This is a genomic window from Luteimonas qiangzhengi (assembly GCF_039548515.1).
Taxonomy (GTDB): Bacteria; Pseudomonadota; Gammaproteobacteria; order Xanthomonadales; family Xanthomonadaceae; genus Luteimonas.
In genome coordinates this window covers 58,111-84,497 of sequence record NZ_JBCLVE010000011.1, presented here as the reverse complement: position 1 = coordinate 84,497, position 26,387 = coordinate 58,111, and the positions used below count along the sequence as shown (strand labels likewise).

General features: G+C 66.2%; 27 protein-coding genes, 1 pseudogene and 1 riboswitch. Of the genes and pseudogenes, 14 read left to right on the top strand and 14 right to left on the bottom strand.

The features are described from left to right. Window positions 1-17: 17 nt before the first annotated feature. Together WCE59_RS09990 and WCE59_RS09985 are read right to left on the bottom strand one after the other, a co-directional pair. The gene (locus WCE59_RS09990; RefSeq protein WP_343258617.1) at window positions 18-713 is read right to left on the bottom strand and encodes an ABC transporter ATP-binding protein; all 696 of its coding nucleotides are present in this window, start codon (window positions 711-713) and stop codon (window positions 18-20) included. A 37-nt stretch (window positions 714-750) separates the two neighbouring features. After that, window positions 751-2,055, bottom strand: a complete 1,305-nt coding sequence (locus tag WCE59_RS09985; protein ID WP_343258699.1) for an efflux RND transporter periplasmic adaptor subunit — start codon at window positions 2,053-2,055, stop codon at window positions 751-753. 189 nt (window positions 2,056-2,244) lie between these two features. Here WCE59_RS09985 and glmS point away from each other — a divergent pair, with 189 nt between their 5' ends. After that, window positions 2,245-4,077 carry a glutamine--fructose-6-phosphate transaminase (isomerizing) gene (gene glmS, locus WCE59_RS09980; RefSeq protein WP_343258616.1) on the top strand — a complete coding sequence of 611 codons (1,833 nt, stop codon included), beginning with the start codon at window positions 2,245-2,247 and terminating at the stop codon, window positions 4,075-4,077. 52 nt (window positions 4,078-4,129) lie between these two features. Here glmS and WCE59_RS09975 read toward each other — a convergent pair. The 3 genes and pseudogenes from WCE59_RS09975 to WCE59_RS09965 form a co-directional block, all read right to left on the bottom strand. Further along, window positions 4,130-4,300, bottom strand: a pseudogene (locus tag WCE59_RS09975) (HupB); the annotation flags it as partial. 63 nt (window positions 4,301-4,363) lie between these two features. Continuing rightward, on the bottom strand, window positions 4,364-4,687 hold the full coding sequence (locus tag WCE59_RS09970; protein ID WP_449284143.1) for a YnfA family protein: 324 nt from the start codon (window positions 4,685-4,687) through the stop codon (window positions 4,364-4,366). Between the two features lie 35 nt (window positions 4,688-4,722). Continuing rightward, window positions 4,723-5,145, bottom strand: coding sequence for an MAPEG family protein (locus WCE59_RS09965; protein ID WP_343258614.1), 423 nt, complete (start codon window positions 5,143-5,145; stop codon window positions 4,723-4,725). A gap of 103 nt (window positions 5,146-5,248) precedes the next feature. Here WCE59_RS09965 and WCE59_RS09960 point away from each other — a divergent pair, with 103 nt between their 5' ends. Next, window positions 5,249-5,521: a BrnT family toxin gene (locus tag WCE59_RS09960; protein ID WP_343258613.1), complete on the top strand. Its 273-nt coding sequence runs from the start codon at window positions 5,249-5,251 to the stop codon at window positions 5,519-5,521. A gap of 3 nt (window positions 5,522-5,524) precedes the next feature. Then, on the top strand, window positions 5,525-5,794 hold the full coding sequence (locus tag WCE59_RS09955; RefSeq protein ID WP_343258612.1) for a BrnA antitoxin family protein: 270 nt from the start codon (window positions 5,525-5,527) through the stop codon (window positions 5,792-5,794). A gap of 43 nt (window positions 5,795-5,837) precedes the next feature. Here the strand turns inward: WCE59_RS09955 and WCE59_RS09950 are convergent, their stop codons facing one another. The 5 genes from WCE59_RS09950 to WCE59_RS09930 all read right to left on the bottom strand — a co-directional run bounded on the left by WCE59_RS09950 (window position 5,838) and on the right by WCE59_RS09930 (window position 9,940). After that, the gene (locus WCE59_RS09950) at window positions 5,838-6,233 is read right to left on the bottom strand and encodes a hypothetical protein (protein WP_343258611.1); all 396 of its coding nucleotides are present in this window, start codon (window positions 6,231-6,233) and stop codon (window positions 5,838-5,840) included. Between the two features lie 77 nt (window positions 6,234-6,310). After that, complete coding sequence (locus tag WCE59_RS09945; RefSeq protein WP_343258610.1) at window positions 6,311-6,586, bottom strand: hypothetical protein; 276 nt, start codon at window positions 6,584-6,586, stop codon at window positions 6,311-6,313. 18 nt (window positions 6,587-6,604) lie between these two features. Continuing rightward, window positions 6,605-7,030: a hypothetical protein gene (locus WCE59_RS09940; protein ID WP_343258609.1), complete on the bottom strand. Its 426-nt coding sequence runs from the start codon at window positions 7,028-7,030 to the stop codon at window positions 6,605-6,607. A 49-nt stretch (window positions 7,031-7,079) separates the two neighbouring features. Further along, a protein-coding gene (locus WCE59_RS09935; protein WP_343258608.1) for an IS3 family transposase occupies window positions 7,080-8,239 on the bottom strand; the annotation gives its coding sequence in 2 pieces (ribosomal slippage) (window positions 7,080-7,981 and window positions 7,981-8,239; 1,161 coding nt in all). 603 nt (window positions 8,240-8,842) lie between these two features. Continuing rightward, a complete protein-coding gene (locus WCE59_RS09930) occupies window positions 8,843-9,940 on the bottom strand; it encodes a class I SAM-dependent methyltransferase (RefSeq protein ID WP_343258607.1) in 1,098 nt (365 codons plus the stop codon). A 181-nt stretch (window positions 9,941-10,121) separates the two neighbouring features. Between WCE59_RS09930 and WCE59_RS09925 the strand changes: the two genes are divergently transcribed. After that, complete coding sequence (locus tag WCE59_RS09925; RefSeq protein ID WP_343258606.1) at window positions 10,122-10,757, top strand: DUF938 domain-containing protein; 636 nt, start codon at window positions 10,122-10,124, stop codon at window positions 10,755-10,757. Window positions 10,758-10,780: 23 nt separating this feature from the next. Here the strand turns inward: WCE59_RS09925 and WCE59_RS09920 are convergent, their stop codons facing one another. Next, window positions 10,781-11,701 (bottom strand): glycerophosphodiester phosphodiesterase, encoded by a 921-nt coding sequence (locus WCE59_RS09920; protein ID WP_343258604.1) that lies wholly within the window; start codon window positions 11,699-11,701, stop codon window positions 10,781-10,783. Window positions 11,702-11,833: 132 nt separating this feature from the next. Here WCE59_RS09920 and WCE59_RS09915 point away from each other — a divergent pair, with 132 nt between their 5' ends. The 6 genes from WCE59_RS09915 (at window position 11,834) to WCE59_RS09890 (ending at window position 19,872) form a co-directional block, all read left to right on the top strand. Next, window positions 11,834-12,778, top strand: coding sequence for an aldo/keto reductase (locus WCE59_RS09915; protein WP_343258603.1), 945 nt, complete (start codon window positions 11,834-11,836; stop codon window positions 12,776-12,778). Between the two features lie 193 nt (window positions 12,779-12,971). Then, window positions 12,972-14,183: an efflux RND transporter periplasmic adaptor subunit gene (locus WCE59_RS09910; RefSeq protein ID WP_343258602.1), complete on the top strand. Its 1,212-nt coding sequence runs from the start codon at window positions 12,972-12,974 to the stop codon at window positions 14,181-14,183. 12 nt (window positions 14,184-14,195) lie between these two features. Next, complete coding sequence (locus WCE59_RS09905; RefSeq protein ID WP_343258601.1) at window positions 14,196-17,363, top strand: efflux RND transporter permease subunit; 3,168 nt, start codon at window positions 14,196-14,198, stop codon at window positions 17,361-17,363. Between the two features lie 27 nt (window positions 17,364-17,390). Next, entirely contained in the window at window positions 17,391-17,999 is a 609-nt protein-coding gene (locus tag WCE59_RS09900; protein WP_343258600.1) for a TetR/AcrR family transcriptional regulator, read from the top strand. Window positions 18,000-18,043: 44 nt separating this feature from the next. After that, window positions 18,044-19,105, top strand: coding sequence for a DNA polymerase IV (dinB, locus tag WCE59_RS09895; protein WP_343258599.1), 1,062 nt, complete (start codon window positions 18,044-18,046; stop codon window positions 19,103-19,105). A 104-nt stretch (window positions 19,106-19,209) separates the two neighbouring features. Further along, window positions 19,210-19,872 carry a phosphoglycolate phosphatase gene (locus tag WCE59_RS09890; protein WP_343258598.1) on the top strand — a complete coding sequence of 221 codons (663 nt, stop codon included), beginning with the start codon at window positions 19,210-19,212 and terminating at the stop codon, window positions 19,870-19,872. 85 nt (window positions 19,873-19,957) lie between these two features. Here the strand turns inward: WCE59_RS09890 and btuB are convergent, their stop codons facing one another. Beyond that, complete coding sequence (gene btuB, locus WCE59_RS09885) at window positions 19,958-21,823, bottom strand: TonB-dependent vitamin B12 receptor (RefSeq protein WP_343258597.1); 1,866 nt, start codon at window positions 21,821-21,823, stop codon at window positions 19,958-19,960. Between the two features lie 123 nt (window positions 21,824-21,946). Further along, window positions 21,947-22,185, bottom strand: a riboswitch (cobalamin riboswitch). 93 nt (window positions 22,186-22,278) lie between these two features. Here btuB and cobT point away from each other — a divergent pair. From cobT to cobS, 3 genes are read left to right on the top strand one after another with little or no spacing between them, the layout of a single operon-like run. Next, on the top strand, window positions 22,279-23,343 hold the full coding sequence (gene cobT, locus WCE59_RS09880) for a nicotinate-nucleotide--dimethylbenzimidazole phosphoribosyltransferase (RefSeq protein WP_343258596.1): 1,065 nt from the start codon (window positions 22,279-22,281) through the stop codon (window positions 23,341-23,343). Further along, window positions 23,340-23,927, top strand: a complete 588-nt coding sequence (locus tag WCE59_RS09875) for a histidine phosphatase family protein (RefSeq protein ID WP_343258595.1) — start codon at window positions 23,340-23,342, stop codon at window positions 23,925-23,927. The genes cobT and WCE59_RS09875 overlap by 4 nt, the downstream gene beginning before the upstream one ends. Beyond that, the gene (gene cobS, locus WCE59_RS09870; protein ID WP_343258594.1) at window positions 23,924-24,682 is read left to right on the top strand and encodes an adenosylcobinamide-GDP ribazoletransferase; all 759 of its coding nucleotides are present in this window, start codon (window positions 23,924-23,926) and stop codon (window positions 24,680-24,682) included. Before WCE59_RS09875 ends, cobS begins: the two co-directional genes overlap by 4 nt. 61 nt (window positions 24,683-24,743) lie before the next feature. Here the strand turns inward: cobS and WCE59_RS09865 are convergent, their stop codons facing one another. Both WCE59_RS09865 and WCE59_RS09860 read right to left on the bottom strand, forming a co-directional pair. Further along, window positions 24,744-25,082 carry a TfoX/Sxy family protein gene (locus WCE59_RS09865; RefSeq protein ID WP_343258593.1) on the bottom strand — a complete coding sequence of 113 codons (339 nt, stop codon included), beginning with the start codon at window positions 25,080-25,082 and terminating at the stop codon, window positions 24,744-24,746. Next, entirely contained in the window at window positions 25,079-25,564 is a 486-nt protein-coding gene (locus tag WCE59_RS09860; RefSeq protein WP_343258592.1) for a GAF domain-containing protein, read from the bottom strand. The genes WCE59_RS09865 and WCE59_RS09860 overlap by 4 nt, the downstream gene beginning before the upstream one ends. 79 nt (window positions 25,565-25,643) lie before the next feature. On the opposite strand from WCE59_RS09860, the gene bioD reads away from it, so the two are divergent. Beyond that, the gene (gene bioD / locus WCE59_RS09855) at window positions 25,644-26,321 is read left to right on the top strand and encodes a dethiobiotin synthase (protein WP_343258591.1); all 678 of its coding nucleotides are present in this window, start codon (window positions 25,644-25,646) and stop codon (window positions 26,319-26,321) included. Window positions 26,322-26,387 lie beyond the last annotated feature (66 nt).

The following is a 26,387-nucleotide window of genomic DNA, read 5'->3' as shown; positions in this document are numbered from 1 at the left end:
GAAGCTGGAGCGGGCCGCTACGCGGACTGCAGCAGGGAAGGGGCGCGCTCCAGATCGGTCGCCACGCCATCAACGATGTGCACGTTGCGCTGCGCACGCGCGGCCAGCTCCGGGTCGTGGGTGACCATCACCACCGTGGTGCCCTGGGCGTTGATCTCTTCCAGCAGTTCCATCACGCTGCGGGCCATCTGCGAATCCAGGTTGCCGGTGGGTTCGTCAGCCAGCAGCAGGCGGGGCGATCCGGCCAGGGCGCGCGCAATCGCCGCACGCTGCTGCTGGCCGCCGGAGAGTTCCGCCGGGTAGTGCTTCATGCGCGAACCCAGGCCCACCTGGCCCAGCGCTTCCTCGATCCGCTGCTTGCGTTCCGCCCCGGACATGCCCCGGTAACGCAGCGGCACATCCACGTTGTCGAACAGGTTGAGGTCCGGGATCAGGTTGAAGCTCTGGAAGATGAAACCGATCTTCTCGTTGCGCAGCCGCGAGCGGGCGTTGTCGTTGAGCCCTTTAACGTTCACACCATCTAGGCTGTACTCGCCGCTGCTGAAACCCTCCAGCAGGCCGGCGATGTTGAGAAAAGTGGTCTTGCCCGAGCCGGACGGGCCGGTGACGGCGACGAATTCACCTTCCGTCACGCGCAGGTCGAGCGCGCGCAGGGCGTGGGTTTCGACGAGTTCCGTGCGGTAGACCTTGGAAACGGATTGCATCTGGAGCATGGCGGGATCCTGTCTGGAATAAAAAATGGAATGAGGGTTACTGGCCGGAAATGCGCACCTGGTCGGCGCCTTCGAACAATTCGCTGCCGGACACCACGATGCGCTCGCCTTCGCTGACGCCGCCGGTGATCTCCACCGCGCGCAGGCTGAAGGCGCCGGTAGTGATGGGGCGGCGTTCGGCCCGGCTGCCGTTCACGACGTAGGCAAAGCCGCTGCCGGTCTGGTCCAGGAACGGCCCGCGTTCGACCATCAGCACGTCCGGGCGGCTGTCCAGCAGCACCCGCGCCGACAGTCGCTGGTTCTGGCGCAGGCGGGGCGGCTGCTCTTCGCTGAAGCGCAGCCGCGTCGCCACCTCGCCATTGACCACTTCCGGCGAGACCGCGGAAACCTCGGCGGCGTAGGTCTGGTTGGCGCTGCGCACCTCGGCCGGCATGCCGATGCCCAGATCACGGGCAAAGCTTTCCGGCACCCGGATCTCCACTTCGAACTCGGACAGGTCCACCACCGTCAGGACCGGCGCATTGGCGGCCACGTTGCTGCGCTGGTCCACCTGCACCTGGCCCACCTGGCCATCGAAGGGCGAGCGCAGGGTAAGCGCCTCCACCTGGCGCTTGAGCTCGCCCACCACCGCCTGCTGGCGCTCGGCCAGCAGCTGACGGTTGCGGGTGTCCAGACCGCTGCCGCGGCTCTGCAGGCCGAAGTCCTCCTTGGCGGAGTCCAGCGCGATCTGCGCATTCTTCAGCCGGTCCTGCGCGCGGGCCAGCTCGAACTCAGCCACGGCGCCGCCTTCAAAAGCGCGCTCGTAGCGCTCGACATCGCGCTGGGCGGCCATGCGTTCCACCTCGGCCTGCTCCACCAGCTTGCGGGCGTTGGTGCGCACGATCTGCGCATCCAGGGTCGAGCGGTTGGCTTCGGCTTCCAGGCTGGCCAGGGTGGACTCCTCCTGCACCAGCCGGCTGCGCAGTTCCGGGCTGTCGATCTCGGCCAGCGGCTGGCCTTCCTTCACCTGGTCGCCAGCCACCACCTGCAGGGCGACGGTGCCACCGGCGATCGCGTACAGGGTGGGGCTGTTGGCCGAGATCACCCGGCCTTCGGCGGCGATATCGCGCACCAGATCGCCGCGGACCACTTCGGCGATGCGGATCCGGGCCCCGTCGTAGGACCGGCTGCCGCCCGCCCACGACGACACCGTCCATGCCAGCAGCGCCAGCGCCACGAAGGCGCCCGCCACCGGCAGCAGCCAGCGGCGCAGTCGTGACCGTGGGGAAGCGCTGAGCACCTGGTCCTGCGCGGCGGTGTCGCGGATGCGGGGTTGGGCGGAAGGGCTGGGAAAGACAGTCATCATCAAACCTGGGTGGCGGCGGATCGATCACGTTCTATCGGGTTGATGCAGGAAGCGTGCCAATCTGCAACCAATTGATTTTGAAGATGATTGAAGCCCGTCCGCCGTGTCCGCCCGGCGCCCGGACGTGTCCGTGCGGACGCCCGGACGGGTACACTTGAGGGCTTGCAGACAAGGAGTGTGCGTCCCATGTGCGGCATCGTCGGCGCGATCGCGGATCGTGATGTGGTTCCCGTTTTGATCGAAGGCCTGAAGCGGCTGGAATACCGCGGCTACGACTCGGCCGGCATCGCCGTGGTCGACGGCAGCGACATCCGTCGCGTGCGCCGCACCGGGCGCGTCTCCGAGATGGAAGCCGCGGCCGGCGAGGAAGGCCTGCAGGCCAGCCTGGGCATCGGCCACACCCGCTGGGCGACCCACGGCGGCGTCACCGAATCCAACGCCCACCCGCACGTCAGCCACGGCGTTGCGCTGGTGCACAACGGCATCATCGAGAACCACGAGGAGCAGCGCGAGCGTCTGAAGGCGCTCGGCTACGAGTTCGAGTCGCAGACCGATACCGAAGTCATCGCCCACCTCATCCACCACTACCTGCAGGACGGCGACGACCTGCAGGCCGCGCTGCAGCGTGCGGCCAAGGAGCTGCACGGCGCCTACGCGCTGGCCGTGGTCAGCCGCAAGGAACCGGGCCGGATGGTGGTCGCGCGCATGGGCTGTCCTCTGCTGGTGGGCCTGGGCGAAGGCGAGAACTTCATTGCCTCCGACGTGTCGGCGATCGTGCAGGCCACCCGCAGGGTGATCTTCCTTGAAGACGGCGACACCGCCGTGCTCACCCGCGAAGGGGTGCAGGTCTTCGATGCCGATGGCGCTGCCATTGAGCGCGAGGTGCACCTGTCCGATGTGTCGCTGGCATCGCTGGAACTGGGCCCCTACACGCACTACATGCAGAAGGAAATCCACGAGCAGCCGCGCGCGCTGGGCGATACGATCGAGGCGATCATCGATGCCGGCGCATTCGTGCCGGAGCTGTTTGGTGCCGATGCCGCCGAGGTGCTGGAGGGCGTTGAAGGGGTGAAGATCCTCGCCTGCGGCACCAGCTACTACGCAGGGTCCGTGGCGCGCTACTGGATCGAGGACGTCGCCGGGCTGCCTTGCAGCGTGGAGATCGCCAGCGAGTACCGCTACCGCAACGCCGTCGCCAACCCGAAGCACCTGGTGGTCACCATCTCCCAGTCGGGTGAAACACTCGACACCATGGAGGCGCTCAAATACGCCAAGTCACTCGGCCACGAGCGCACCCTGTCGATCTGCAACGTGCCCGAGAGCACCATCCCGCGCGCCAGCCGACTGGTGTTTTTCACCCGTGCCGGCGCCGAGATCGGCGTGGCTTCGACCAAGGCTTTCACCACCCAGCTGGTGGGCCTGTTTGCGCTTGCCGTCACCCTGGCCAAGCTCAAGGGCCGGCTGCCGGAGGAAAAGGAATCCGGCTACCTGGAAGATCTTCGCCACCTGCCTGGCAGCGTGCAGCACGCGCTCAACCTGGAGCCGCAGGTGAAAGGCTGGGCGGACCGTCATTTCGCCGCCAAACAGCACGCGCTGTTCCTGGGTCGCGGAGTGCACTTCCCCATCGCGCTGGAAGGCGCGCTCAAGCTCAAGGAAATCTCCTACATCCACGCCGAAGCCTATCCGGCCGGCGAGCTCAAGCACGGCCCGCTCGCACTGGTGGACGACCAGATGCCGGTGGTGGTGATCGCGCCCAACGACAGCCTGCTGGAAAAGGTGAAGTCCAACATCCAGGAAGTGCGCGCGCGTGGCGGCCAGATGTACGTGTTCACCGACCAGGACAGCCAGTTCGGCGAATCCGAGGGCGTGCACGTGATCCGCACCCCGCGCAACATCGGCGTGCTCAGCCCGATCGTGCACACCATCCCGGTGCAGATGCTGGCGTATCACACCGCCCTGGCGCGCGGCACGGATGTGGACAAGCCGCGGAACCTGGCGAAGAGCGTGACGGTGGAGTAAGGCGCGCGCCAGTACTGGGTCCAAGCAGTCCGTTGCGTCGCCCGGATCAGTTCTTCCGGCCTGATCCGGACTTCTTGCCGCCGCCGTCCTGCTTGTTGACGGTGGCCCAGGCGATGCGCTCGGCGGTTTCTTCAGACTTGCCGTCGGCCTTCTGCTGCTTCTCGATCTCGGCGGCCTGACGCTTCTGCTTGTCGGTATAGGAGGACTTGTCGCCGCGTGGCATGGGGAAACTCCGTGCGGGCCTTCAAGACTGGCACGGCGGGCGTCAGCGCCGGGTCAACAGCAATCAGGCGTGCCGTGCGCCCAGCATGATCACCAGCATGCCAACGATGCAGATCGCCACGCCCGCGATGTCGGTGGCGGTTGGGCGTACCGAATCGACCAGCCACAGCCAAAGGATCGCCACCGATACATACATTCCCCCGTAGGCCGCATACACCCGCCCGGCCGCCTGCGGGTGCAGGGTCAGCAGCCAGACGAACAGGGCAAGGCTGGCCGCGGCGGGCAGCAGCAGCCACGCCGACTTTCCGTGCTTGAGCCACAGGTAGGGCAAATAGCAGCCCACGATCTCCGCGACCGCGGTGAGGGCGAACAGACCGCCAAGCCTGATGCCCGCGAAGATGTCGGAAGTCATGTGCGTGCCCGCTAAGCCAGGAACGACATGGCATACATCGCCCACATCGCCAGCAACAGCAGAAAGCTGCCCAGAAACACAGCGAAACGGTGCATCACCTTGTTGTAGCTGCACTGGATCGCGCTGTGCGCCACGCGCGACAGCACGAACAGCCAAGCCAGCGCCGGCAGCCACACCGGCACATGGCCGGTGCCGATGGCCACCGCGCACAGCAGGTAGAACAGCACAGGCACTTCGAACAGATGGCTGAAGTTGTCCGCCGCGCGTGTGTCCTGCAGGCGCTCCGCGCGCTGCCCGGACAGCGCCAGCGATTGCGGATGGACCCGGCGGGTCATCATCTCGGTGACACGGGTGCGGAACATGCGCAGCCCGACGATGAAGGTGAGTGCCACCATCGCCAGGCAGGCTGCGAAAAGATGTTGCTCTGGACTCATGTATTTCTCCTTTGCAATTGTCGGCCAGCGCCAGTGTCTGACCCGGAAGCATTCCACGCCTCGCCCCTTGCTTTGTATGCCATATGTGCATACATTTGGCCGCATGGAGTATCAATGGGACGAGGCCAAGCGTACGGCCAATCTTGCCAAGCACGGCGTGGATTTTGCCGATGCCATCGGCGCACTGGAGGATCCGGCCGCACTGACCATGGAAGACGGTGATGCACAGGAGGAGTCGCGCTACGTGACCCTGGGCATGGGCTTTACTGGCCGGGTGCTGTTGGTGGTCTGGGCCGAGCGGCTGCTCGACAGCATCCGCATCATTTCTGCGCGTCGCGCCAGTCCGGCCGAGGCGCGCCCATATCGCGGGAGTTGAATCATGCGAAAGAACTACGACTTCACTGACGCCAAGCCTGTAGAAAAAATTCCGGCACTTGCTCGAGCACAAGCGGGAAACGCCGGAAAAGAGCGGATCACCATCCGCTTGGATGCTGACGTACTGGCTTGGTTCCGTGCCCAGGTACAGGGGGGCGGCAACTATCAAACGTTGATCAACGACGTCTTGCGGGCGCATCTTGAAGACCAAGAAGGCGCGTTGGAGCGGACGTTGCGTCGGGTGATTCGCGAAGAGTTGCACAAGGCGGCATAGGTCGAACCCAGCCACTGGCGCTCATTGCAAGACAGCTACGCGGTCAACTTGTCGCAAAAATGCAGAACAACTCACGCTGCTGCTGGCCGAGCACGCGAAACGGGATCGGGACAGCACCCTCCCGCAGCTCCACAAGATAGCCCGGAGTGCAGATATGTACCGCCCTTACCGACGACCACGGGACCGAGCTGGTACCAAGCTTCGTTCGTCGAGACAGGCCCGCTGCGGTGATCACGAAATCACACCGCCCCAACCGGGCGATCTTGTACAGAAACCCCACGCTGGCGACAGCCTGAAGGAACAGCCGCGCCACCAATCGCTTCGCTCCCCGGGTTTCGCGTAGTGCTTCCTCCGTCTGGAAAGAATGCTCCGTGACAAAGGCCAGGTACTCGCCGAGCCGGTAGCGTACGGAAAACCTGATTTCAGATGAGCTGTCCATAGCTGGGTGACATGGATCCGGGGCCTCAATTGGTCTGGGCTGCGCAGTGGAGCAACCCCAAGACAAGCGTCTGCCTGTCATAGAAAACGCACGACAATCCCGGCAATCAGAACAGCCACGCCCATCATGGCAAGCCAATCAACCGGTTGAGCCGTCCTCAACGTCGATTTGGCGGGCCTGCTGGGGCGAAAAAAAGCTTGCGGCGCCATCAGCAGGAAGCCTGTGCCCATGAGCAAGCGATAGAGCTCAGCTCCGGGTTCCCGAAGGCCGTCCGTCAGATAGATCGCGCCCATAGCGACCAGAAGCGTGGTCCATACCCATCCGCGTTTTTGACTGCTGCGCGTGTCGTCCATCTGACCTCAAGTTCCAAATTACGCCGTGCTACGGAGCGACGACGGCGTCAATGGATTGTCCGGATTCAGTCCTTGATACACCAGGAAGAACACGACCGAAGCGAGCCCGCCCGACAAGCCTGCAATTCCGGCAAACACAAGGTTGCTGGACAACGACTGCCAGGGCGCGCCCCAGCTTGATGCTCGCCAAAACAGACTCGGGACGCTCCCAGCCACAAAGCCAGCGAACAGCATTGGGAAGAAGCGGAACCCGTCCACCTTTCGCAGCCACATCGCGACCGGAAGCCCAAGCACCAGCACATGCAGGAAGGCCACAGGGGTTCCCGCAATCAGGATAAGGGGAAAGTACGGGAGGGCATGGCCCCGGCTCCCCGCCAGGACCCAGAGTGCCAGCCCCAGCGGTGGGGCCAGCGAGGCGGCCACCACTGCGGTTAGAAGAGCCAAGGGCGGTCTCATTGAGGCCTTGACCTGCCCCCTTTCTCAGGGCCACTTGCTACTTAGTAGAGTCCAGGTTGGGGAGCATACCGCTCCGGTGGGTCAGATTTCGATCGGCGGTTGAACCGGCCAAGGAACCTTCGTTGCGCAGTGCGGCGGCGAACTCGGCAGGCGTGCATTTGGGCAGGGAACTGTGCGGGCGCACCTCGTTGTAGTCCTTGCGCCAGATGGCGATGACCGCTCGCGCATGCTCAAGCGAGATGAACCAGTTTTCGTTCAAGCACTCGTCCCGGAACTTGCCGTTGAAGCTCTCCACATAGGCGTTCTGCGTGGGTTTGCCAGGCTGCGTGAGCACCAGCGTCACGCCGTTGGCAGTCGCCCACTGATCAAGCGCCCGGCCGGTGAACTCGGGTCCCTGATCGGTCCTGATCGCCGCAGGATAGCCGCGGAAGCGGCAGGCCGCGTCCAGGATGTCCGCAACGTTCTGGCCGTTGATCCTTCGACCGACGGCAATTTCCACCGCTTCCTTGGTGCAGTCATCCACCACCGTCAGGCACTTGATGGGGCGCCCGTTGGCCAGCGCGTCGAAGACGAAGTCCATCGACCAGGTGTGGTTCGGCCCCGACGGCACCTGCAGCGGACGGCGCTCGACGGCCACGCGATCGCGCTTGCGGCGCTTGCGCACCGCCAAGCCAGCGTTGCGGTAGAGCCGGTAGATCCGCTTGTGGTTGGCGGTCCAGCCCTCCCGTTCCAGCAGGATGTGCAGCCGTCGGTAGCCGAACCGGCGACGTTCGCCCGCCAACGCAACGAGCCTGGCCTGCAACGACGCGTTCGCCATGCGCGGCTGGTAGTGCAACACGCTGCGTGACAAGCCCAGTACCCGGCAGGCCCGCCGCTCCGACAGGCCCAGCTTCGCCCGCACATCCGCGACGGCAGCCCGTCGCGTCGGCGGGCTCAGTATTTTCCCCGCGCCACGATCCTCAGCGCTTCGTTGTCCAGCATCGACTCGGCCAGCAACTTCTTGAGCCGCGCGTTCTCCACTTCCAGCGCCTTCAGGCGCTTGGCGTCGGGCACGTCCATGCCGCCGAACTTGCGCCGCCACAGGTAGAACGACGCGTCACTGAAACCGTGCTTGCGGCAAAGCTCCTTGACCGGGGTGCCGGCGGCCGCCTGCTTCAGGAAGCCGATGATCTGTTCTTCGGTGTATCGCTTCTTCATGTCCGTCCTCTTGTGAGACGGACTCTACTAAGATCAGACTGGCCCGGATATCGGGGGGCAGGTCAGGGGCGCCGTACAAGCCAACGAGGTATGCAGCGACCGGCTCTATGGTTACAGAGCATACGGCAGCAACGACAAGAACAATAAGTAGCGTTGAGGTGACGGAGGCGCGACCCCGTTGCAGCAGGGCCGCGTACAACGGGCACCCGATCAGGAGTGTGGCTGGCGCGGCAAAGAGCAGTGCGATGGCGAGAAGAGGAAATGCCGCTACCGGCACAGAGAGCCAATCATGAAGTTGCGGCGCAGGATTGGAGAAAGCGATTCCAATTCCCAGAAGCACAGATGCGAGGTAGCCGCCAGCGAACACGCCGATGATCCCGCAGGGAATCGTTCTTCCAATGGCCGCGGAGTACTTTCATGTGCGCGCTAACACCGTTTATTCGGTCAGGCAGTGGATGGAGTCCGGTGGCGCCGCGCTTGGGTGCGTTGCCATAAAGAGGCTGATCGGGGCGTGGGCGTCAGCTTCGGTCGCTGGACGACCTGCAACACAGGAAACGGTGCGCTATTTGCGTTTGGATATCGGGCTACAAAGTTCGGTGATGATCATTCCACCCTTGAGGAACTGATTGCCAACGCGAGCTGCGCTCGCGTCATTTCGACATGCTGCGCGGGGGAAACGGGATCAAAGTGCTGGTTTCGTACTTGTCCGCGGTGGCCCAACACGGCAATCATGTTGGAAGCAGGATAGACGCCGCTGGCGATCGCTGCATCGTCCAATTCCCCAAGCCCTTCGATGAAGGCGCGATCGGCTGCATCGTCCTGATCGAAATTGAAGCCAATACGGCGCTCCACGAACGGCATGATTGCTCCGCCATAGGTCACAAAGACCGAGAAATCGAACGTATCAAGCAAACGGCCCACGATATCCTGCGCACGGATCCCTTCATTGGAATAGGCAGCGTGATCAATCGCCACGTAACGCCCTGTCCGTTTGCCGAAATAGCGATCAAACCTTTTTTCCGGATGCAGCGTTCTCCACTGCGCCTGCACCACGGAGTCCACCGCTGGCCAGGTTACGTGGCCGTTACGACCCACGATATCCGAAGTGACCAGCACGCCGCCTGGGGAGAGAGCTTTGCTTAAGGCCGCGCAGAAACTCTCCAGGTCCTCGACGTGGTGAAAGAACTGATTGACGATAATCACGTCGTGCTGGCGGGCCCCGGCGTACTGATTGCAATCAGCGACGCTGAAGCGCATGAGGTCCGACAGACCCAGCAAACGCGCCTTGTCTTCGCCTCGGCGAATCAAGCTGGAGTTGAAGTCGATGCACTCCACGGTCGCCGCAATGCCCTTTCCACGCAGCGTGGCCGCGAGTGACAGTTCAAGTTCGCAGGCACCGGAACCAAAGCTTGCGACGGAAATGGGCCGGTCAAGCATTTCAGCACACTTGATGGTCTCCGCCAGATACAGGTCTTCGGGGCGCCCCACGCCCAGCCGCCGTAAACGCGGAAGTACGTAGCGGGAGGACCAGTAGTGAAAGATGGGCGGCAGCGTATCCCCTTGGTACTGTGGCGTGATCCGGAACGCGACCTGCTCGGCGAGGTTCCTGAGCCTTCGCCGCCCCCCAGCCGGAAGCCATTGCCCCGCGCCTGCCAACATTCTCTTTGCCGCCAGTCGATGGCGGTAAATGAATTGATTCATTTTTTCTTCCCTGCGCCCTACGTGCGAACACTAGCGCAGCTGAACAAGTATCAGCTGCCAGTAAATTCCCGTGGAGCCTGGCACTTGGGCTAGATCAACCCGCGAAGCTGGTTCGGTCAGGGCAGAGCATACAAGCAGTGGGCGAGTTGATTCCGCCCATCGCCATGTGCAGGCTGGCCGCATGAATTCCAGCGCCCCTAAACCCCACGCCCCCGCCTGCGACCGCAATCGCGATCCCATCCTTGCCGTGTTGCGCGAGCACTTCGCCGATCGCCGCCGGGTGTTGGAGATCGGCAGCGGCACGGGCCAGCACGCGGTGTATTTCGCCCAGGCAATGCCGTTGCTGGCATGGCAGACGAGTGACGTGGCGGACAACCTGGCGGGCATCCGCGTGTGGCTGGACGATGCGCAGCTACCCAACACGCCAGCGCCGCTGGTACTGGATGTGGCGCAGTCGCCGTGGCCGGCCGTGGATGCGGATGCGGTGTTCACCGCCAACAGCCTGCACATCATGGGCGCGGACGCGGTGCAGGCATTTTTCCGCGGGGTGGGGCAGGTGCTGGCGGACGCGGCCGGCGGCACGCTGGTGGCCTATGGACCCTTCAAGTACGACGGGGCCTTTACCAGTGACAGCAACCGGGAGTTCGACGGGTGGCTGAAGGCGCGCGACCCGCGGTCCGGGATCCGTGATTTTGAGTGGGTGGACGGGCTGGCCAGCGAGGCAGGGCTGCAGCTGCTGAGCGATGTGGCGATGCCGGCCAACAACCGCTGCCTCGTTTGGCGGTGCGCTGATGCGCGTGGTGGGCTGCCCAACTGATTCAGTGAGAATGGCACTGACGATCAGGGAAAGAACCTCGGAAGGACCGTCTTGATCAGGTCCGGAAAGTCGGTGCCCGTGTGGCGGATCCCGATCCCGTACAGCCGCTCATAGATCAACGGATCCTCGATGTTCCATGGCTGCACCTGGACAATAATGCCCATGGCTGCAAGCTCGTCCTGGACCGCCAGCATGAACGCATCACTCATGTTGTAGCCGCCGTCGCCGGTCGGGCGATAGTGCATATGGACGATGTAGATGCCGTTGAAATCGTTGGCGCGAAGCGAGTCCAGGGTTGCGTCGATCTCGTCCTGGGTGCCGCCCATCCAGATCATGGTCTGCGAGCCCGGCACCAGTTGGCGCCACGTCCTGACCAGGTCGTAGCGGTGGGTGGTGAAGATCACCTGCTTCTCGATTCCGTGGCGCGTCACCATCTCGGCCAGGACACCCAGGTCGACATCCTTGTAATCGAGATACATGAATTTGCGCGGGTCTTTGGCCATGACCGCGAAGACTTCATCCAGCGTGGGGATGCGCTGGCCCGGATAGCCGCGGAAGGCGCCGACGTCTACCGTCTTGAGTTCGGCAAGCGTCAGTTCTTCCACCCGTTTGCTGCGGATGTTGTCCGGGGTGCCGGGGGCCGTGCGGGTCAGGGTTTCATCGTGGATGACGACAATGACGCCGTCTTTCGATGTGCGGATATCGCACTCGGGCACCATGTTGCGGGTCCAGGTGTACTCGAAGGCCTCGATGGTGTTCTCCGGCTGGTGCATGCCACCGCCCCGGTGGATCGGGATCGACAGGATGTCGTGGTCGCTATACATCCTGGTCAGCTCGGTCCGCAGGGCCTGTTCGGCGGCGCGGGTCGAAGTCGTTCCGGACTGCGCAGCAAAGGAGGCGGCAGCGAGAACGGCGAAAAGGGCGAGGGTGTGGTGCGGCTTCATGAAGGGACGTCCGGTAACGAGGGGTTGAAGCTAACCAGTCGTTATTCAACGCTCGTGACAACGCGGAACGGGCGCGTGGGAGGCGCTGTGGTAAAACCGGGGGCTGACCTGGAGAGGGAAGCGCACCCGATGATGAACCGACGCGAATACCTGAAGCTGTCCGCCCTGGCGGGCGTGGCGCTGGCGATCAATCCGAAGCTGCTGCTGGCCGATGACAGCCCCCGCGAAATCATCACCCGTCTGATTCCCGGCACCAGCGAGCGCCTGCCGGTGGTGGGGCTGGGCAGCTCGGCGTCGTTTTCCCGGGTTGCCGGCGAAGGCGATGCCGACCGCATCCGCCAGGTGCTGCAGGCGCTGGTGGAACATGGCGGCAAGGTGTTCGACACCGCGCCCAGCTATGGCGAGGCCGAGCAGATGGCCGGCAACGTGGCCCGCGACAGCGGCCTGGCCGAGCGGATCTTCTGGGCCACCAAGCTCAACGTGGTGCCCCGCGGCGGCGACAGCGCCGATGAGGCCGCCGCGCGCGCACAGCTGGAGCAGTCCTTCAGCCACGTGGGCAAGGACCCGATCGATCTGGTGCAGGTGCACAACATGGCCGATGTGCCCACCCAGCTGGCGATCCTGAAGGAGTACAAGCAGGAAGGGCGGATCCGCCACATCGGCGCCACCACCACCTCCACGCGCACCTATGACGCGCTGGAGCAGCTGATGCGCAGCGAGCCGATCGACTTCATCGGCATCGATTACGCGGTGGACAACCGGACCATGGAGGAGCGGATTTTCCCGCTGGCACAGGAGCGGGGCATTGGCGTGCTGGTGTATGCGCCGTTCGGACGCAGCCGGCTGTGGGAACAGGTGGAAGGCCGACAGGTGCCGGAGTGGGCGGCGGAATACGACATCGCCACCTGGGGCCAGTTCTTCCTGAAGTTCGTGGTGTCGCATCCGGCCGTCACGGCGGCCACACCCGCCACCAGCAATCCTCGCCACATGATCGACAATCTGGGCGCTGCCACCGGGCGCCTGCCTGACGCGGCCACCCGCCAGCGGATGATCGAGCACATCGAATCGCTGGAGTGACTTTCACATCATCCGCGTCGGCCGCGTAGGACCGACCTACGTCTGCCGACGCTGCTGCTTCGCGCGTCCGACCTGAATGCGGATGCTGCGTTGCAGAAAGCGCTTTGACAAAAAAAGAATGATCGTTCATTCTATGTCCCTGCCGCCGGGGCCCTCCTCGGCGGTTTTTCCTTCCCGATTTCGAGCATCCCCCATGCGTAAACCGTCTGTCCGCCTGGCTGTCGTCCCTCTGATCCTGTCCGTTGCCCTGGCAGCCTGCAGTGGAGGGGGCGAGCCCGAGCAGCCGCCGCCGCCGGAAGTTTCCGTGGTTACTCTGGCGCCGCAGACGGTCACCCTGACGCGCGAGCTGCCGGGCCGGACCAATGCTTCCGTGGTGGCCGAGGTGCGTCCCCAGGTGAACGGGATCATCAAGGAGCGCCTGTTCACCGAGGGCAGCGTGGTCAAGGCTGGACAGCCCCTGTACCAGATCGAAGATTCCACTCACCGGGCCGCCGTGAGCAGCGCCCGGGCCCAGCTGGCCCGCGCCGAGACCGCGCGCACCAACGCCCGTGCCCTTGAGCAGCGCATGGGTGAACTGTCCGGTACGCGCTACGTGTCCGCCCAGGAGAACGAGAACGCGATTGCCGCTGCGCGCCAGGCCGAGGCGGAAGTCAGCGCAGCCCGGGCCGCGCTGGAATCAGCCAACGTGACCCTGGGGTATGCCCGCATCACTTCTCCCATTGATGGCCGCATCGGCCGGTCCTCGGTGACGGTGGGCGCGCTGGTGACCGCCAACCAGCCGCAGGCGCTGGCCACGGTGCAGCAGCTGGATCCGATCTATGTCGATCTCACCCAGTCCTCCAGCGAGCTGCTGCAGCTGCGCAGGGAGCTGGAGGCCGGCACGCTGGAAAACGGCTCGGAGCTTCCGGTCACCATCCTGCTTGAAGATGGCAGGCCCTTCGGCCAGCAAGGCACGCTGGCGTTTTCCGAGGTCAGCGTGGATCCGGCCACCGGCAGCTTCGGCCTGCGGGTGGTGGTGGACAACCCGGACCACGTGTTGATGCCGGGCATGTACGTGCGCGCGGAGATCGGCAGCGGCGTGCGCCAGAACGCGATCCTGGCACCGCAGCGCGGCGTGGCCCGCGATCCCAAGGGCAACACCAGCGTGATGGTGGTCAATGCCGAGGGTCTGGTGGAAAACCGCCCGGTGACGGTCAGCCGCACGGTCGGTGACCAGTGGCTCGTCGAGGAAGGCCTGGCGGCCGGTGACCGCGTGATCGTCGAGGGCCTGCAGAAGATCCAGCCGGGCATTCCCGTGCAGACGGTGGATTTTGAAGGCGCCAGCGCACCGGCCCCGGCCGCGCAGCCTGCGCCGGCTGCAGCCGATCCCGACGCCGAGCCCGACGCCCCCGGCTCGCAGCAGTAAGCGGAGAATTCCATGGCACGTTTCTTTATTGATCGCCCGATCTTCGCCTGGGTCATCGCGATCGTCATCATGCTCGCCGGCGGCCTGGCCATCACCGGCCTGCCGGTGTCGATGTATCCTACCGTGGCCCCGCCGTCGGTCGAGATCCGCGCAAACTACCCGGGCGCCTCGGCGCAGGTGGTGCAGGACTCGGTCACCCAGGTCATCGAGGAGAACATGAAGGGCCTGGACGGCCTGATGTACTTCTCCTCGCAGTCCTCGTCCAACGGCATCGTCACCATTTCCCTGACTTTCGAGACCGGCACCGATCCGGATATCGCCCAGGTGCAGGTGCAGAACAAGCTGCAGTTGGCCATGCCGCTGCTGCCGCAGGAAGTACAGCGGCAGGGTGTGAACGTGGCCAAGTCCACCTCGGGCTTCCTGCAGGTGATCGGCTTCGTGTCCGAAGACGGCAGCATGGACCGGGTCGATATTTCCGACTACGTCAGCGCCAACATCGTCGATCCGCTCAGCCGCGTGGACGGCGTCGGCACCATCCAGGTGTTCGGCGGCAAGTACGCCATGCGCATCTGGCTGGATCCGAACAAGCTGCATACCTATGCGCTGGCAGTGAACGAGATCGTGGCCGCCATCCAGGGCCAGAACGCCCAGGTGGCCATCGGTGCGCTCGGCGGCGCACCGGCGATTGACGGTCAGCAGATCAACGCCACCATCAATGCCCAGGACCGCCTGCAGACGCCGGAAGAGTTCCGCGACATCGTGGTGCGCGCCAATCCGGACGGCTCGGTGCTGCACCTGGGCGACGTGGCCCGGGTGGAGATGGGCACCGAGATGTACGAGTTCGATACCCGCTACAACCGACAGCAGGCGACGGGTGTCGCGATCTCTCTGGCGACCGGCGCCAACGCCCTGGATACCGCCGCCGGCGTGCAGGAAGCGCTGGCCGAGCTGGAGCCGTACTTCCCGCCGGGCATGAAAGCGGTGATCCCGTTCGACACCACGCCGTTCGTGAAGGTGTCGATCAAGAGCGTGGTCACCACGCTGATCGAAGCCATCATCCTTGTGTTCCTGGTGATGTACCTGTTCCTGCAGAATTTCCGCGCCACGCTGATCCCGACGATCGCGGTGCCGGTGGTGCTGCTGGGCACGTTCGGCGTGATGGCCCTGCTTGGTTTTTCGGTCAACATGCTGACCATGTTCGGCATGGTGCTGGCCATCGGCTTGCTGGTGGACGATGCGATCGTGGTGGTCGAGAACGTCGAGCGCATCATGACCGAGGAAGGTCTGTCGCCGCTTGAAGCTGCGCGCAAATCGATGGACCAGATCACGGGGGCGCTGGTGGGTATCGGCGTGGTGCTGTCGGCGGTATTCGTGCCGATGGCGTTCATGGGCGGCTCCACCGGCATCATCTACCAGCAGTTCTCGGTGACCATCGTGACCGCGATGGCGCTGTCGGTGCTGGTGGCGATCGTGCTGACCCCGGCGCTGTGCGCAACCATGCTCAAGCCGGTGAAGAAGGGTGAGCACATGTCCACCGGGACCGGCCCGATGGCGCGCTTCTTCGCCTGGTTCAATCGTGGCTTTGACAACAGCAGCGGCAAGTACCGTCGTGGCGTGCGCGGGATCCTGGCACGCCCGGGCCGCTCGATGGCGATCTTCGGCCTGATGGTGGTGCTGATGGGCGTGCTGTTCATGCGTGCGCCGACCTCGTTCCTTCCCGACGAGGACCAGGGCGTGCTGATGGCCATGATCCAGACCCCGGTCGGTGCCACCCAGGAGCGCACGATCGAGGCGATCAAGCAGCTCGAGGACCACTTCCTGGAAAACGAGCCCGACGCGGTTGAATCGACCATGGCGGTGCAGGGCTTCAGCTTTGCCGGTATGGGCCAGAACAACGGCATGGCGTTCGTGAAGCTGAAAGACTGGGGCGATCGCAAGGATGAATCGCTCACTGCCGAGGCGGTGGCGGGACGCGGCATGGCTGCGATGAGCCAGGTGAAGGACGCGATGATCTTTGTGTTCGCGCCGCCGGCGATGCCGGAGCTGGGAATTGCCGCAGGCTTCTCCCTGTTCCTGCAGGACAACGCCGCCCTTGGCCATGAGGCCCTGCTGGATGCGCGCAACCAGGTGCTGGGCATGGCTGCCCAGAGCGACCTGTTGATGAACGTGCGGCCCAACGGCCAGGAAGACACGCCGCAGCTGCGCGTGGATGTGGACGTGGCCCGGGCTGCGGCCCTGTCGCTGCCGCAGGCATCGATCAACCAGACCCTGGCCGCGGCCTGGGGCGGGCAGTACATCGATGACTTCATCGATCGTGGCCGGGTCAAGCGCGTGTATATCCAGGCTGATGCGCCGTTCCGGATGACCCCGGAAGATTTCAACCTGTGGTCGGTGAAGAACACCCAGGGCGAGATGGTGCCGTTCTCGGCGTTCGCCACCACCCACTGGGAATACGGTTCGCCGCGCCTGGAGCGTTACAACGGTCTGCCGGCGATGGAGATCCAGGGCGAGGCTGCGCCGGGCGTGTCGACCGGTGATGCGATGGCCGAGATCGAGCGGCTTATCGGGCAGCTGCCGCCGGGCTTTGGCCTGGAGTGGACGGGCCTGTCCTACCAGGAGAGCGAGGCCGGCGATCAGACCGTGTTGCTCTACACGCTGTCGCTGCTGATCGTGTTCCTCAGCCTGGCCGCGCTGTATGAAAGCTGGAAGGTGCCGACGGCGGTGCTGCTGGCCGCGCCGATCGGCATCCTGGGCGCTGTGCTGGCTGCAACGGTGTTCGGCCTGGACCGTGACGTGTACTTCCAGGTGGCGATGCTGACCACGGTGGGACTGGTGAGCAAGAACGCGATCCTGATCGTGGAGTTCGCCAAGCAGAACCTGGAAAGCGGCATGGAGCTGATCGACGCCACCATGCACGCGGTGCGCGACCGTCTGCGTCCGATCATCATGACCTCGCTCGCGTTCGGCCTGGGCGTGACCCCGCTGGCGCTGTCTTCGGGTGCAGGCTCGGGCGCGCAGAACGCGATCGGCATCAGCGTGCTCGGCGGCATGATCGTGGGCACCCTGATCGGCTTGTTCTTCATCCCGCTGTTCTTCGTGGTGGTGCAGAAGGTGTTCGGCGGCCGTAACAAGGATGTCCAGCCGGAGGTGCTTCCGGCGGCGGGCCGACCGGATGCGTGATCGGGTGGCCATCACGGGCTCGGTCAAATGAGCGCGGAGCAGAAAGCCGGCAAGGCGGAAGCCCGCGTCGAGGCGCAGCGCAAGCGCATCCTCGACGCGGCCCAGCAGTGCTTCATCGAACACGGCTTCCACGGCGCCAGCATGGCCAACATCGCCGAGACCGCGGAGATGAGCGCCGGGCTGATCTACCGCTACTTTGAGAACAAGAGCGCGATCATCCTGGCCATCGTGGAAGAGCAGCTGGTGCTGCTGCGCGAGGAGATCCGGCTCAACGCCCACCCCGACCTGCCCCAGCTGATGGCCGACAACTACGGTCGTTTCTGTGCCAAGGAGCAGCGCGGCATGAACTCCGTGCTGCTGCTGGAAATATCCGCCGAGGCCACCCGCGATCCGCAGATCGCGATTGCCCTGGATGATTACGACGCGGCGGTGCGCCAGGCCCTGTGTGAATGGCTGGCACGCAGCGAGGCCGACGGCGGCCACGATCTGAGCGCGGCCGCCGCCCCGCGGCGCGCGCTGATGCTCCAGTGTCTGTTCGAGGGCCTGAAACTGCGCGAGACCCGCGAGCCCAATCTCGACCGCGCCCTGCTGCTTGAAGCCCTGCAGGAAGTGGTCCCGCTGATGCTCAAGCCCTGACCGCCCGGCCGCGCGCCATGGATGCGAGCGGCGATAATGGGGCGGTGCGCAAGATCCTGCATATTGACATGGATGCGTTTTACGCATCGGTGGAACAGCGTGACGATCCCGCGCTGCGCGGGCGCCCGGTGGTGGTGGCCTGGCGCGGGGCGCGCTCGGTGGTGGTCGCGGCGTCGTATGAGGCGCGGCCGTTCGGGGTGCGCTCGGCCATGCCGGCCATGCGCGCCGAGCGGCTGTGTCCGCAGGCGGTATTCGTGCCGCCGGACTTCACCCGTTACAAGGCCGTCTCGCGGCAGGTGCGGGAAATTTTCCACCGCCATACCGACCTGGTCGAGCCGCTCTCGCTGGACGAGGCCTACCTGGACGTGACCGCGCCGAAAATCCCCTCGCCCAGCGCCACGGCGACGGCGCAGGCGATCCGCGCGCAGATCCGTGAAGAGACCGGGCTGACCGCTTCGGCCGGGGCTGCGCCCAACAAGTTCCTGGCCAAGATCGCCTCGGACTGGAATAAACCGGATGGGCTGTTCGTGCTTAGTCCGGCGCGGGTAGCGGCATTCCTGACCCCGCTGCCGGTGGCGCTGATCCCGGGCGTGGGCAAGGTGATGCAGGGCCGGCTGACCGGGCTGGGCGTGGAGACCGTGGGCGACCTGCAGGCAATCCCGCGCAGCGTGCTGCAGGAGCGTTTCGGCAGCTTCGGGCTGCGCCTGTACGAGCGTGCACGTGGCATTGATGAGCGCCCCGTGCAGCCGCACCAGCCGGTGCAGTCGATCTCTTCGGAAGACACCTTCCAGCATGATCTCCTGCTGGAGGAGCTGGAGCCTGCCATCCGCGCGCTGGCGGAAAAGACCTGGGCCGCTACCCGCAAGACCGAGCGCATCGGCCGGACGGTGGTGCTCAAGCTCAAGACCGACCGCTTCCGCACGATCACCCGCAGCCATACGCCGGAGATCCCGCCCGCGTCCGTGGAAGAGTTGATGGCAATTGCCCTGGCCCTGCGTGACCGGGTGGATCTGCCGCCCGGCACCCATTACCGCCTGGTGGGCGTTGGCCTGTCCAGCTTCCGCGACCGCGAGGAAATCCCGCTCCAGTCCCCCCTCTTCGCCTGAGCCGGCCCGCCCCCGCGTGAATTGCCCATCCATGATCGGCGGTCACGCGGCTTCGCGCGCATGGCGCGCTCCTACAATGGGGGGTCTTCTATTGGGAGTTTGCCGTGTCCTTTCCGTTTCCCGTCGTCCTGTTCGACCTTGACGGCACCCTGGTCGACAGCGCTTCCGACATCGCTACCGCGGTCAACCGCATGTTGGCCGAAGAGGGCCTGGCCGAGGTGGACGAATCGCTGGTACGCAGCTGGATCGGCGACGGCAGCGGCATGCTGCTGGAGACCGCGCTGGAGCATGTGGGCAGTCCGCGCACAACCGAAGAACTGCTCCCGCGCTTCATGAAGCACTACGGCGACACCCTGTTGCTCAGCCCGCAGCTGTATCCCGGGGTGCGCGAAACGCTCGATGCACTTGCCGCAAAAGGCGTGACGATGGCGGTGTGCACCAACAAGCCGGAACCCTTCGTCGCGCCTTTGCTCAAGGAACTGCAGATTGACGGCGCATTTTCCGGCGTGGTTGGTGCAGGGACTTTGCCCGAGCGCAAACCCCATCCGCAGCCGCTGCTGCACCTGGCGGAGCAGTCCGGGATCGAGCCGGAACGCTGCCTGATGGTTGGCGACTCGCCGACCGACTTCAACGCTGCGCGCGCGGCCGGGATGCCGGTGGTGCTGGTCAGCTACGGCTATCCCCGCGGCTTCGACCTGCACGGCGCAGGCGCGCTGGCGGTGATCGACCGCTTCGAAGAACTCCTCGCCCTCCGACACTCCGGCTGACCTGCTGGCAGGAGCGCGATGGCGGGACGAGGCCCCGTCCTGCGGGTTTTGATGTCCGCAGGCCGGGATTGCGGCCGCAGGCCGGTCAGGGAGCTGGCTGGTAGCGCAGCGTCAGCCCGTACTCGCGGCCCGGCTGGTTGTACCAGGCCACCGTCTCGTACTCGCGGTCGAATACGTTGCTGGCGCGTGCCAACAGGCTCCAGTCGCGATGGAACGCGTACTCCAGGCGCAGGTCAGTGGTGGCGTAACCACCCAGGCGAACGGTGTTGGCAACGTCGTCGTAGCGGCTGCCCGCGCCCTGCACGGTGATGCCGGCGCGCAGTGGGCCGAACCCGCGGTCCAGATCAATGCGGCCGGTGGTGCGCGCGCGGCGGGCCAGCAGGTTGTCGTGGTTGAGCCCCTTGCTGCGATCACGCGGGTCGACGTGGCTGAGCTGGGTGGACAGGTCGAAGCCGGCGAACGAGGTGCCGAAGGTCAGTTCGGCGCCGCGGATCCGGGCCTCGTCGATGTTCTCGCCCACGCCCTGGTAAGTCGGCGGTGCATAGGTGAACACGATCAGGTTGTCGATTCGGCTCTCGTAGACGTTGAACGACCAGTTCAAGCGTTCGGTGGCCTGCGATACGCCCAGGTTCAGGCTGGTCGACTCCTCCGGCTGCAGCCACGGGCTTTCCGAGCCCGGGTAATACAGGTCGTTGAAGGTTGGGGCCTTGAAGCCGGTGCCCAGGGTCGCGTTGAAGCGCAGGCCGTTGTCGAACGCCAGGCCCCAGCCGAGGCTGCCGGTGGTATGGCTGCCGAACTGCTCGTTATCGTCGTAACGCACGCTGGCCTGCCAGCGCTGGCGGCCGAGGTTGCCGTCGTAGCCGAGGAACAGCCCGGTGTTGTCGCGCTCGTCGACCGTGTATCCGGTGGTGCCATCGACGCGGTCGTTGCTGTAGTCCACCCCGATGCTGAGCAGGTGCGCCTGCGCCAGCTGCACATCGGCCTGCACAGATGCGCTGTCGCGGCGGGTGTCGAACGTGCTCATGAAAGTGTTTTCGTGGTAGTCGTCGGACTTGTCCGTGCTGCGACCCACGGCCGCGGTCAGGCCGAAGCTGCCCCCTTCCGGGGCATAGCGCATCTGCGCGCCCGCCACCTGCTGCTGGACCTTGGAACGGTTGGTCCAGGAGCCGTCGTATTCGTTCTCGCCGCTGGCGTTGAGGAAGTTGCCCTCCACCGTCAGGGTATCGGTGATGTGCAGGCCGGCGCGCATGGTCACCGAGGCGTTGCGGTAGCCATCCTCGTCGGGCTCGTCGGTGAAGCACCCGGTGAACAGCGTGCCCGAGCCGCGGCAGGCGTCGATGCCGTCGGTGCTCTGGTAGCCGCCGTGGGCGCCGATCCAGCCGCGCTCGCCGCGGTAGTTGAAACCGGCGCTGATGTCGCGGCTGTTGTTGCTGCCCGCGCCCAGCGACAGGTGGGGCGCAAAGCCTTCGGCGCTGCCGCCGCGAGTGAAGATGTGGATCACGCCCCCGATCGCTTCGGAGCCGTACAGGCTCGAGCGTGGGCCGCGCACGATCTCGATGCGCTCGATCTGTGCGACCGGGAAATCCTGGAACGCAGCCATGCCCGAGGTGGCCGAACCGACCTTGACGCCGTCGATCAGCACCAGCACGTGGTCGGACGCCGTGCCGCGCAGGAACACGCTGCTCAGCTTGCCGCGGCCGCCCTGGTTGCTGATATCCACGCCGGCGCGCCCGCGCAGCAATTCGATCAGGTCGCGCGCCTGACTGCGTTCGATCTCATCGCGGCCGATGACCTGTGCCGGCACCAGGCTGTCGGCCAGCAGCACTTCGGTGCGGGTGCCGGTGACGATCACCTCGTCCAGATCGGTCGCCTGGATGAAGCCGGCGGCCATTGCGGCGGGAGACAGGGCAAGGGCCACTGCAAGGGAAAGGATCTGGTACTGCGGTTTCATCGGAATCTCCATGCATCGCGCACGCCCGCGCGACCGGGTCGGTAAGGGGCTGCATGCATGGGGAGCGACGGTAGGGTGACGTGCGGTGCACGGCGCGCTGCCGCCGCAATGCCCTCCGCATCGCAACCAGTCGTCCTTCTGGCCGGTCTCCGGGCTCGCGGGCGGGGCGGCTGTGGCCGCTCCAGCCCCGGCGCCTTCCCGTGCGATGCACAGTGGCGGTTTGCCGGGGGGGTTCCACGCTTACCGTTGCGGGGGCAGCGCCGGAATGCTTCGCCGGCCGTGGCGGCGGGCGGAAGGTCACCGGCTTCCCGTTTCAACCGTTGGGGGAATCCCCGCGGGTCACCAGAAAGTGGGCGCAGTTTAAGGCATTGCCGGGGCCTGCGCCAAAGCACGCGGTGCGGCTGGGCGGGGTGCGCCGGTAGAATGCGTCCTCTTTGCCAGGAGAACGGGACCTGATGAGTGGGCCATGGTGGACTGGAGCCTGCCAAGCGCCGTCGGCGACGCACGCGGCCCGCGCCGTTGCGCGCCAGCAGCGGCTGACCAAGCCCCCCGGGGCGCTTGGCCGGATGGAGACCCTGGCCGTTGAACTCGCCGCCCTGCAGGCCAGCGATCGTCCCCGCGCCGCGCGCGTGCCGGTGCTGCTGTTCGCCGGCGACCACGGTGTGGTGGCACAGGGCGTGTCGGCGTTCCCGGCGCAGGTCACGGTGCAGATGCTGGCAAACTTCGCCGCCGGCGGCGCGGCGATCGCGGTGCTGGCGCGCGAGCTCGGCCTGCCGCTGCACCTGCGCGACGTCGGGACCCTGGCCGAAGGTGCGGTGGCCGGTGCTGTCGTTGACAAGCCCTGCCGCGGCACCCGCGATCTGAGCGTGGAGGCCGCGATGTCCGGTGCCGAAGTCGCCCACGCACTGGACGCCGGTCGCCGCGCCGTGGATGAGGCCGGCGAAGGCGCCGACCTGATGCTGCTGGGCGAGATGGGGATCGGCAACACCACCGCAGCCAGTGCGCTGGCCTGCGCCCTGGCCGGGCTGCCGGTTGAAGGCCTGGTCGGCGCCGGCACCGGCCTGGACGATGCCCGCATCGCGCTCAAGCAGGCGGTGGTGGAGCGCGCGCTGGCGCTGCACGGCGTCGCGATCACCGCCGCGCCACAGCCGGCGCTGGAGGCGCTGCGCCGCGTGGGCGGGCTGGAGATCGCGGCGCTGGCCGGGGCCATGGTGGCCGCCGCCCAGCGCAGCGTGCCGGTGCTGGTGGACGGCTTCATCGTCTCGGCCGCCGCGCTGGCGGCGGTGCGGCTCAACCCCGGAGTGCGCGACTGGCTGCTGTTCTCGCACTGCTCGGCCGAGCGCGGCCATGGGCGCCTGCTTGCGGCGCTGGATGCGACGCCGCTGCTGCAGCTCGACCTGCGCCTGGGCGAGGGTTCCGGCGCCGCGCTGGCGCTGCCGCTGCTGCGCCTGGCCTGTGCCCTGCACAACGACATGGCGACCTTCGCCGAAGCCGCGGTGGCGGGGGCGACGTCGGAGTGATCGTCGACCTGGTGCGCCACGCAGACACCGGACGTCGCGGCCACATGGACGGACGCAGTGATCCGCCGCTGGTAGCGGGCGCCACGGATGCGCCCTGTCGCCGCCACGCCGGTATTGCATGGATGCGCATCGTCAGCTCGCCGCTGCGTCGTGCGCATGACACCGCGCGGGCGTTGGCCGCGCCGCTTGGCCTGCTGGTACAGACGGACCCGCAGTGGACCGAGTTCGACTTCGGCGACTGGGACGGCATGCGCGGCGACGCGCTAGCGGCCGGGACCCTGGCTGCCTTCCACGGCGATCCGCGGCGCAACCCGCCACCCAATGGCGAAGCCTGGGACGCGTTCGGCCAGCGCATCGCAGGCGCCCTGCAGGCGCTGCTGGCCGATGTCGGCGGTGACGAGGCTCCCGTGCTGGTGGTCAGCCACGGGGGGGCGCTGCGGATGGCGCTTGCGCAGGCCTGTGGCCTGCCGCTGTCAGCGCTGTGGGCGCTGCGCATCGACTACGGTACCCGCCTGCGCCTGCGCGTGGAGGCCGGCGGCGATGGTCGCCTCTGGGGCGAGTTGCTGGAGCTCGCCCAGCCATGAGCCTGCGCCGGCTGACCCTCGCGTTCCAGTTCCTGACCCGGATCCCCACCCCGCAGGTGCATGACTTCCGCGACGACGACCTCACCCGTTCGGCGGTCTACCACCCGCTGGTCGGCATCGCCATCGGGCTGCTGCTGGCCCTGCCGCTATGGGCGTTCGACGGCCGCCCCTGGCTGGGCGCGGTGCTGGCGCTGGCGCTGTGGACCTGGGTGACCGGCGCGCTGCACCTGGACGGACTGAGCGATGTCGCCGACGCCATGGGCGCCGCGCACCGCGACCCGGAGCGCTTCCTCGCGGTGTTGAAGGACCCGCACATCGGCGTGTTCGGCGCGGTCATCCTGATCATGCAGCTGCTGCTCAAACTGGTGCTGCTGGCCGAGCTGGCCGGTTCGGCCTGGTGGTACGGGATCGTGTTGCTGCCGGCCTGGGCGCGCTGGGGCACGCTGTGGTGGAGCCGGCGCCTGCCGCCGATCCAGCAGGCGGGCATGGCCGAGCGCTTCTCCTGGAAGCTCGATATGCGCGCGGTGTGGCTGTGGGCGGCGGCGCTGGCGGCATTGAGCCTGCTCGTGGCCCCGCCTCTGCTGGCGGCGCTGGCGCTGGTGCCGCTGATTGGCCTGTACTGGATGCGCCGCCTGGGCGGCATCTCCGGCGACTGCCTGGGCGCCAGTATCGAGGCCATGGAAACCATGCTGCTGCTGGCGCTGGTGTTGGCCGCCGTGGGGTGGGGCGGCGTGGGGTGGGGCGGCGGGGGCTGAGAATTGCCGGTGTGCATGCGGATCGGTTTGGTGTTGCCTGCGGCAAGGGCGCAGCACCGACCTACGGAGAGTCGTCGTCCGGTTCGGGCTGCATGATGGTGGTGGTCACCGGGCCCGCTTCTTCCTGGCCGCGCGGCAATGGCAAGCCGGCGATGGCGGCTTCGGCCGCTTCCACCATCTCGCGGCGGCGCTCGTCCGGCACTTCCTGCCAGTGGCAGTCGTTCAGTGCGCCTTCGAGCGCGTAGAGCAGGTTCAGGCTGGGCCGGAAGCCGGCGCGACGCACCCGCATGTAGGCATCCACCGGACCGGCGGCCTCCAGGTCGGCGCGCGTGTGCAGGCCCACCTGGCGCAGCCAGGCGGCGGACTTCGGGCCGATGTTGCGCATCTTCTCTTCGCTCATCGCAGCGACTCGATGAAGATGCGGGCAATCTGCTCCAGGCCTTCCTGGTCGACTTCGTCAAACCGCGACGGTACCGGGCTGTCGATGTCGAACACGCCAATCAGCTGGTCATCGGCGTCGACCAGCGGCACCACCACTTCCGAGCGGGAAGCGGCATCGCAGGCGATGTGGCCCGGAAACGCATCGACGTCTTCCACCCGCTGGGTGGTCCGGGTGCGCGCGGCGGCGCCGCACACGCCGCGGTCCAGCGGGATGCGCACGCAGGCCGGCTGGCCCTGAAAGGGACCGACAACCAGTTCGGTGCCATCAAAAAAGTAGAAGCCCACCCAGTTCAGGTCGGGCAGGGCATGGAAGACCAGCGATGACAGGTTGGCGGCGTTGGCAATGCGGTCGCGCTCGCCGTCCAGCAGGGCGCGCACCTGCGCCTGCAGCTGTCCGTATTGGCTGGCCTTGTCGCCTTCAAGAGATGTGGATGCGAACATGGCCGCAGTGTAGCAACAGCAGGAAGAACCGCCGGATGATGGCCAGGATCCAAAGCAGGCAACAGCGCGGGGCAAGGCAATGAGCGCCGTGCGTCTCTATGTCACTGGTACCGACACCGGCGTGGGCAAGAGCCTGACGTCGGCCGCACTGTTGCACGCCCTGCGCGCACAGGGACAGCGGGCCGTGGGCATGAAGCCGGTGGCCAGCGGCTGCGAACGCACGCCGGAAGGCTGGCGCAACGAGGATGCGCTGCTGCTGCAGGCTGCCAGCGATCCGCGGCCGGTCTATGAGGACGTGAATCCGTACGCTCTGCCAGCGCCTACCGCCCCGCAGTTGGCGGCGCGCGAGGCGGGGGTCGAGGTGCGGATCGAGCCTTTGCAGGCCGCCTGTGCACGCCTGTCGGAGAAGGCCGACACCGTGGTGGTGGAAGGTGTTGGCGGCTGGATGGCGCCGCTGGCCGATGGGCTGGACCAGGCCGCGCTGGCGCGTGCGCTGGGTGCCGATGTGGTGCTGGTGGTTGGCCTGCGGCTGGGTTGCCTCAGCCACGCCCGCCTGACTGTCCGCGCGATTGAAGCCGACGGTCTTCGGCTGGTCGGCTGGATCGGCAGCGGCGTGGATCCGGTTCCCCACCGGCAGCAGGAATACGTAGAGCTGCTGCGCCAAGCTCTGCCGGTGCCATGCCTGGGGGTGATACCGCACATGGCCATGCCCGAGCCCCTGGAAGCCAGCCGCAACATCAGCGCCCCCCACCCGTAGGAGCGCGCCACGCGCGCGAAGCCGCGTGACCTCTGTCAGCGCGCCGAGGCTTCGGCTGCCACGCAG

Excerpts from the sequence above, each read along its gene's own strand:
- cobS (WP_343258594.1), top strand. The coding sequence starts at position 23,924 with ATGAGCCTGCGCCGGCTGACCCTCGCGTTCCAGTTCCTGACCCGGATC.
- WCE59_RS09920 (WP_343258604.1), bottom strand. The coding sequence starts at position 11,701 with ATGAAGCCGCACCACACCCTCGCCCTTTTCGCCGTTCTCGCTGCCGCC.
- WCE59_RS09915 (WP_343258603.1), top strand. The coding sequence starts at position 11,834 with ATGAACCGACGCGAATACCTGAAGCTGTCCGCCCTGGCGGGCGTGGCG.
- WCE59_RS09950 (WP_343258611.1), bottom strand. The coding sequence starts at position 6,233 with ATGGACAGCTCATCTGAAATCAGGTTTTCCGTACGCTACCGGCTCGGC.
- WCE59_RS09930 (WP_343258607.1), bottom strand. The coding sequence starts at position 9,940 with ATGAATCAATTCATTTACCGCCATCGACTGGCGGCAAAGAGAATGTTG.
- WCE59_RS09865 (WP_343258593.1), bottom strand. The coding sequence starts at position 25,082 with ATGAGCGAAGAGAAGATGCGCAACATCGGCCCGAAGTCCGCCGCCTGG.
- cobT (WP_343258596.1), top strand. The coding sequence starts at position 22,279 with ATGAGTGGGCCATGGTGGACTGGAGCCTGCCAAGCGCCGTCGGCGACG.
- WCE59_RS09900 (WP_343258600.1), top strand. The coding sequence starts at position 17,391 with ATGAGCGCGGAGCAGAAAGCCGGCAAGGCGGAAGCCCGCGTCGAGGCG.
- WCE59_RS09860 (WP_343258592.1), bottom strand. The coding sequence starts at position 25,564 with ATGTTCGCATCCACATCTCTTGAAGGCGACAAGGCCAGCCAATACGGA.
- WCE59_RS09985 (WP_343258699.1), bottom strand. The coding sequence starts at position 2,055 with ATGACTGTCTTTCCCAGCCCTTCCGCCCAACCCCGCATCCGCGACACC.
- WCE59_RS09925 (WP_343258606.1), top strand. The coding sequence starts at position 10,122 with ATGAATTCCAGCGCCCCTAAACCCCACGCCCCCGCCTGCGACCGCAAT.
- WCE59_RS09990 (WP_343258617.1), bottom strand. The coding sequence starts at position 713 with ATGCTCCAGATGCAATCCGTTTCCAAGGTCTACCGCACGGAACTCGTC.
- WCE59_RS09945 (WP_343258610.1), bottom strand. The coding sequence starts at position 6,586 with ATGGACGACACGCGCAGCAGTCAAAAACGCGGATGGGTATGGACCACG.
- WCE59_RS09960 (WP_343258613.1), top strand. The coding sequence starts at position 5,249 with ATGGAGTATCAATGGGACGAGGCCAAGCGTACGGCCAATCTTGCCAAG.
- WCE59_RS09965 (WP_343258614.1), bottom strand. The coding sequence starts at position 5,145 with ATGAGTCCAGAGCAACATCTTTTCGCAGCCTGCCTGGCGATGGTGGCA.
- WCE59_RS09905 (WP_343258601.1), top strand. The coding sequence starts at position 14,196 with ATGGCACGTTTCTTTATTGATCGCCCGATCTTCGCCTGGGTCATCGCG.
- WCE59_RS09910 (WP_343258602.1), top strand. The coding sequence starts at position 12,972 with ATGCGTAAACCGTCTGTCCGCCTGGCTGTCGTCCCTCTGATCCTGTCC.
- bioD (WP_343258591.1), top strand. The coding sequence starts at position 25,644 with ATGAGCGCCGTGCGTCTCTATGTCACTGGTACCGACACCGGCGTGGGC.
- btuB (WP_343258597.1), bottom strand. The coding sequence starts at position 21,823 with ATGAAACCGCAGTACCAGATCCTTTCCCTTGCAGTGGCCCTTGCCCTG.
- WCE59_RS09955 (WP_343258612.1), top strand. The coding sequence starts at position 5,525 with ATGCGAAAGAACTACGACTTCACTGACGCCAAGCCTGTAGAAAAAATT.
- glmS (WP_343258616.1), top strand. The coding sequence starts at position 2,245 with ATGTGCGGCATCGTCGGCGCGATCGCGGATCGTGATGTGGTTCCCGTT.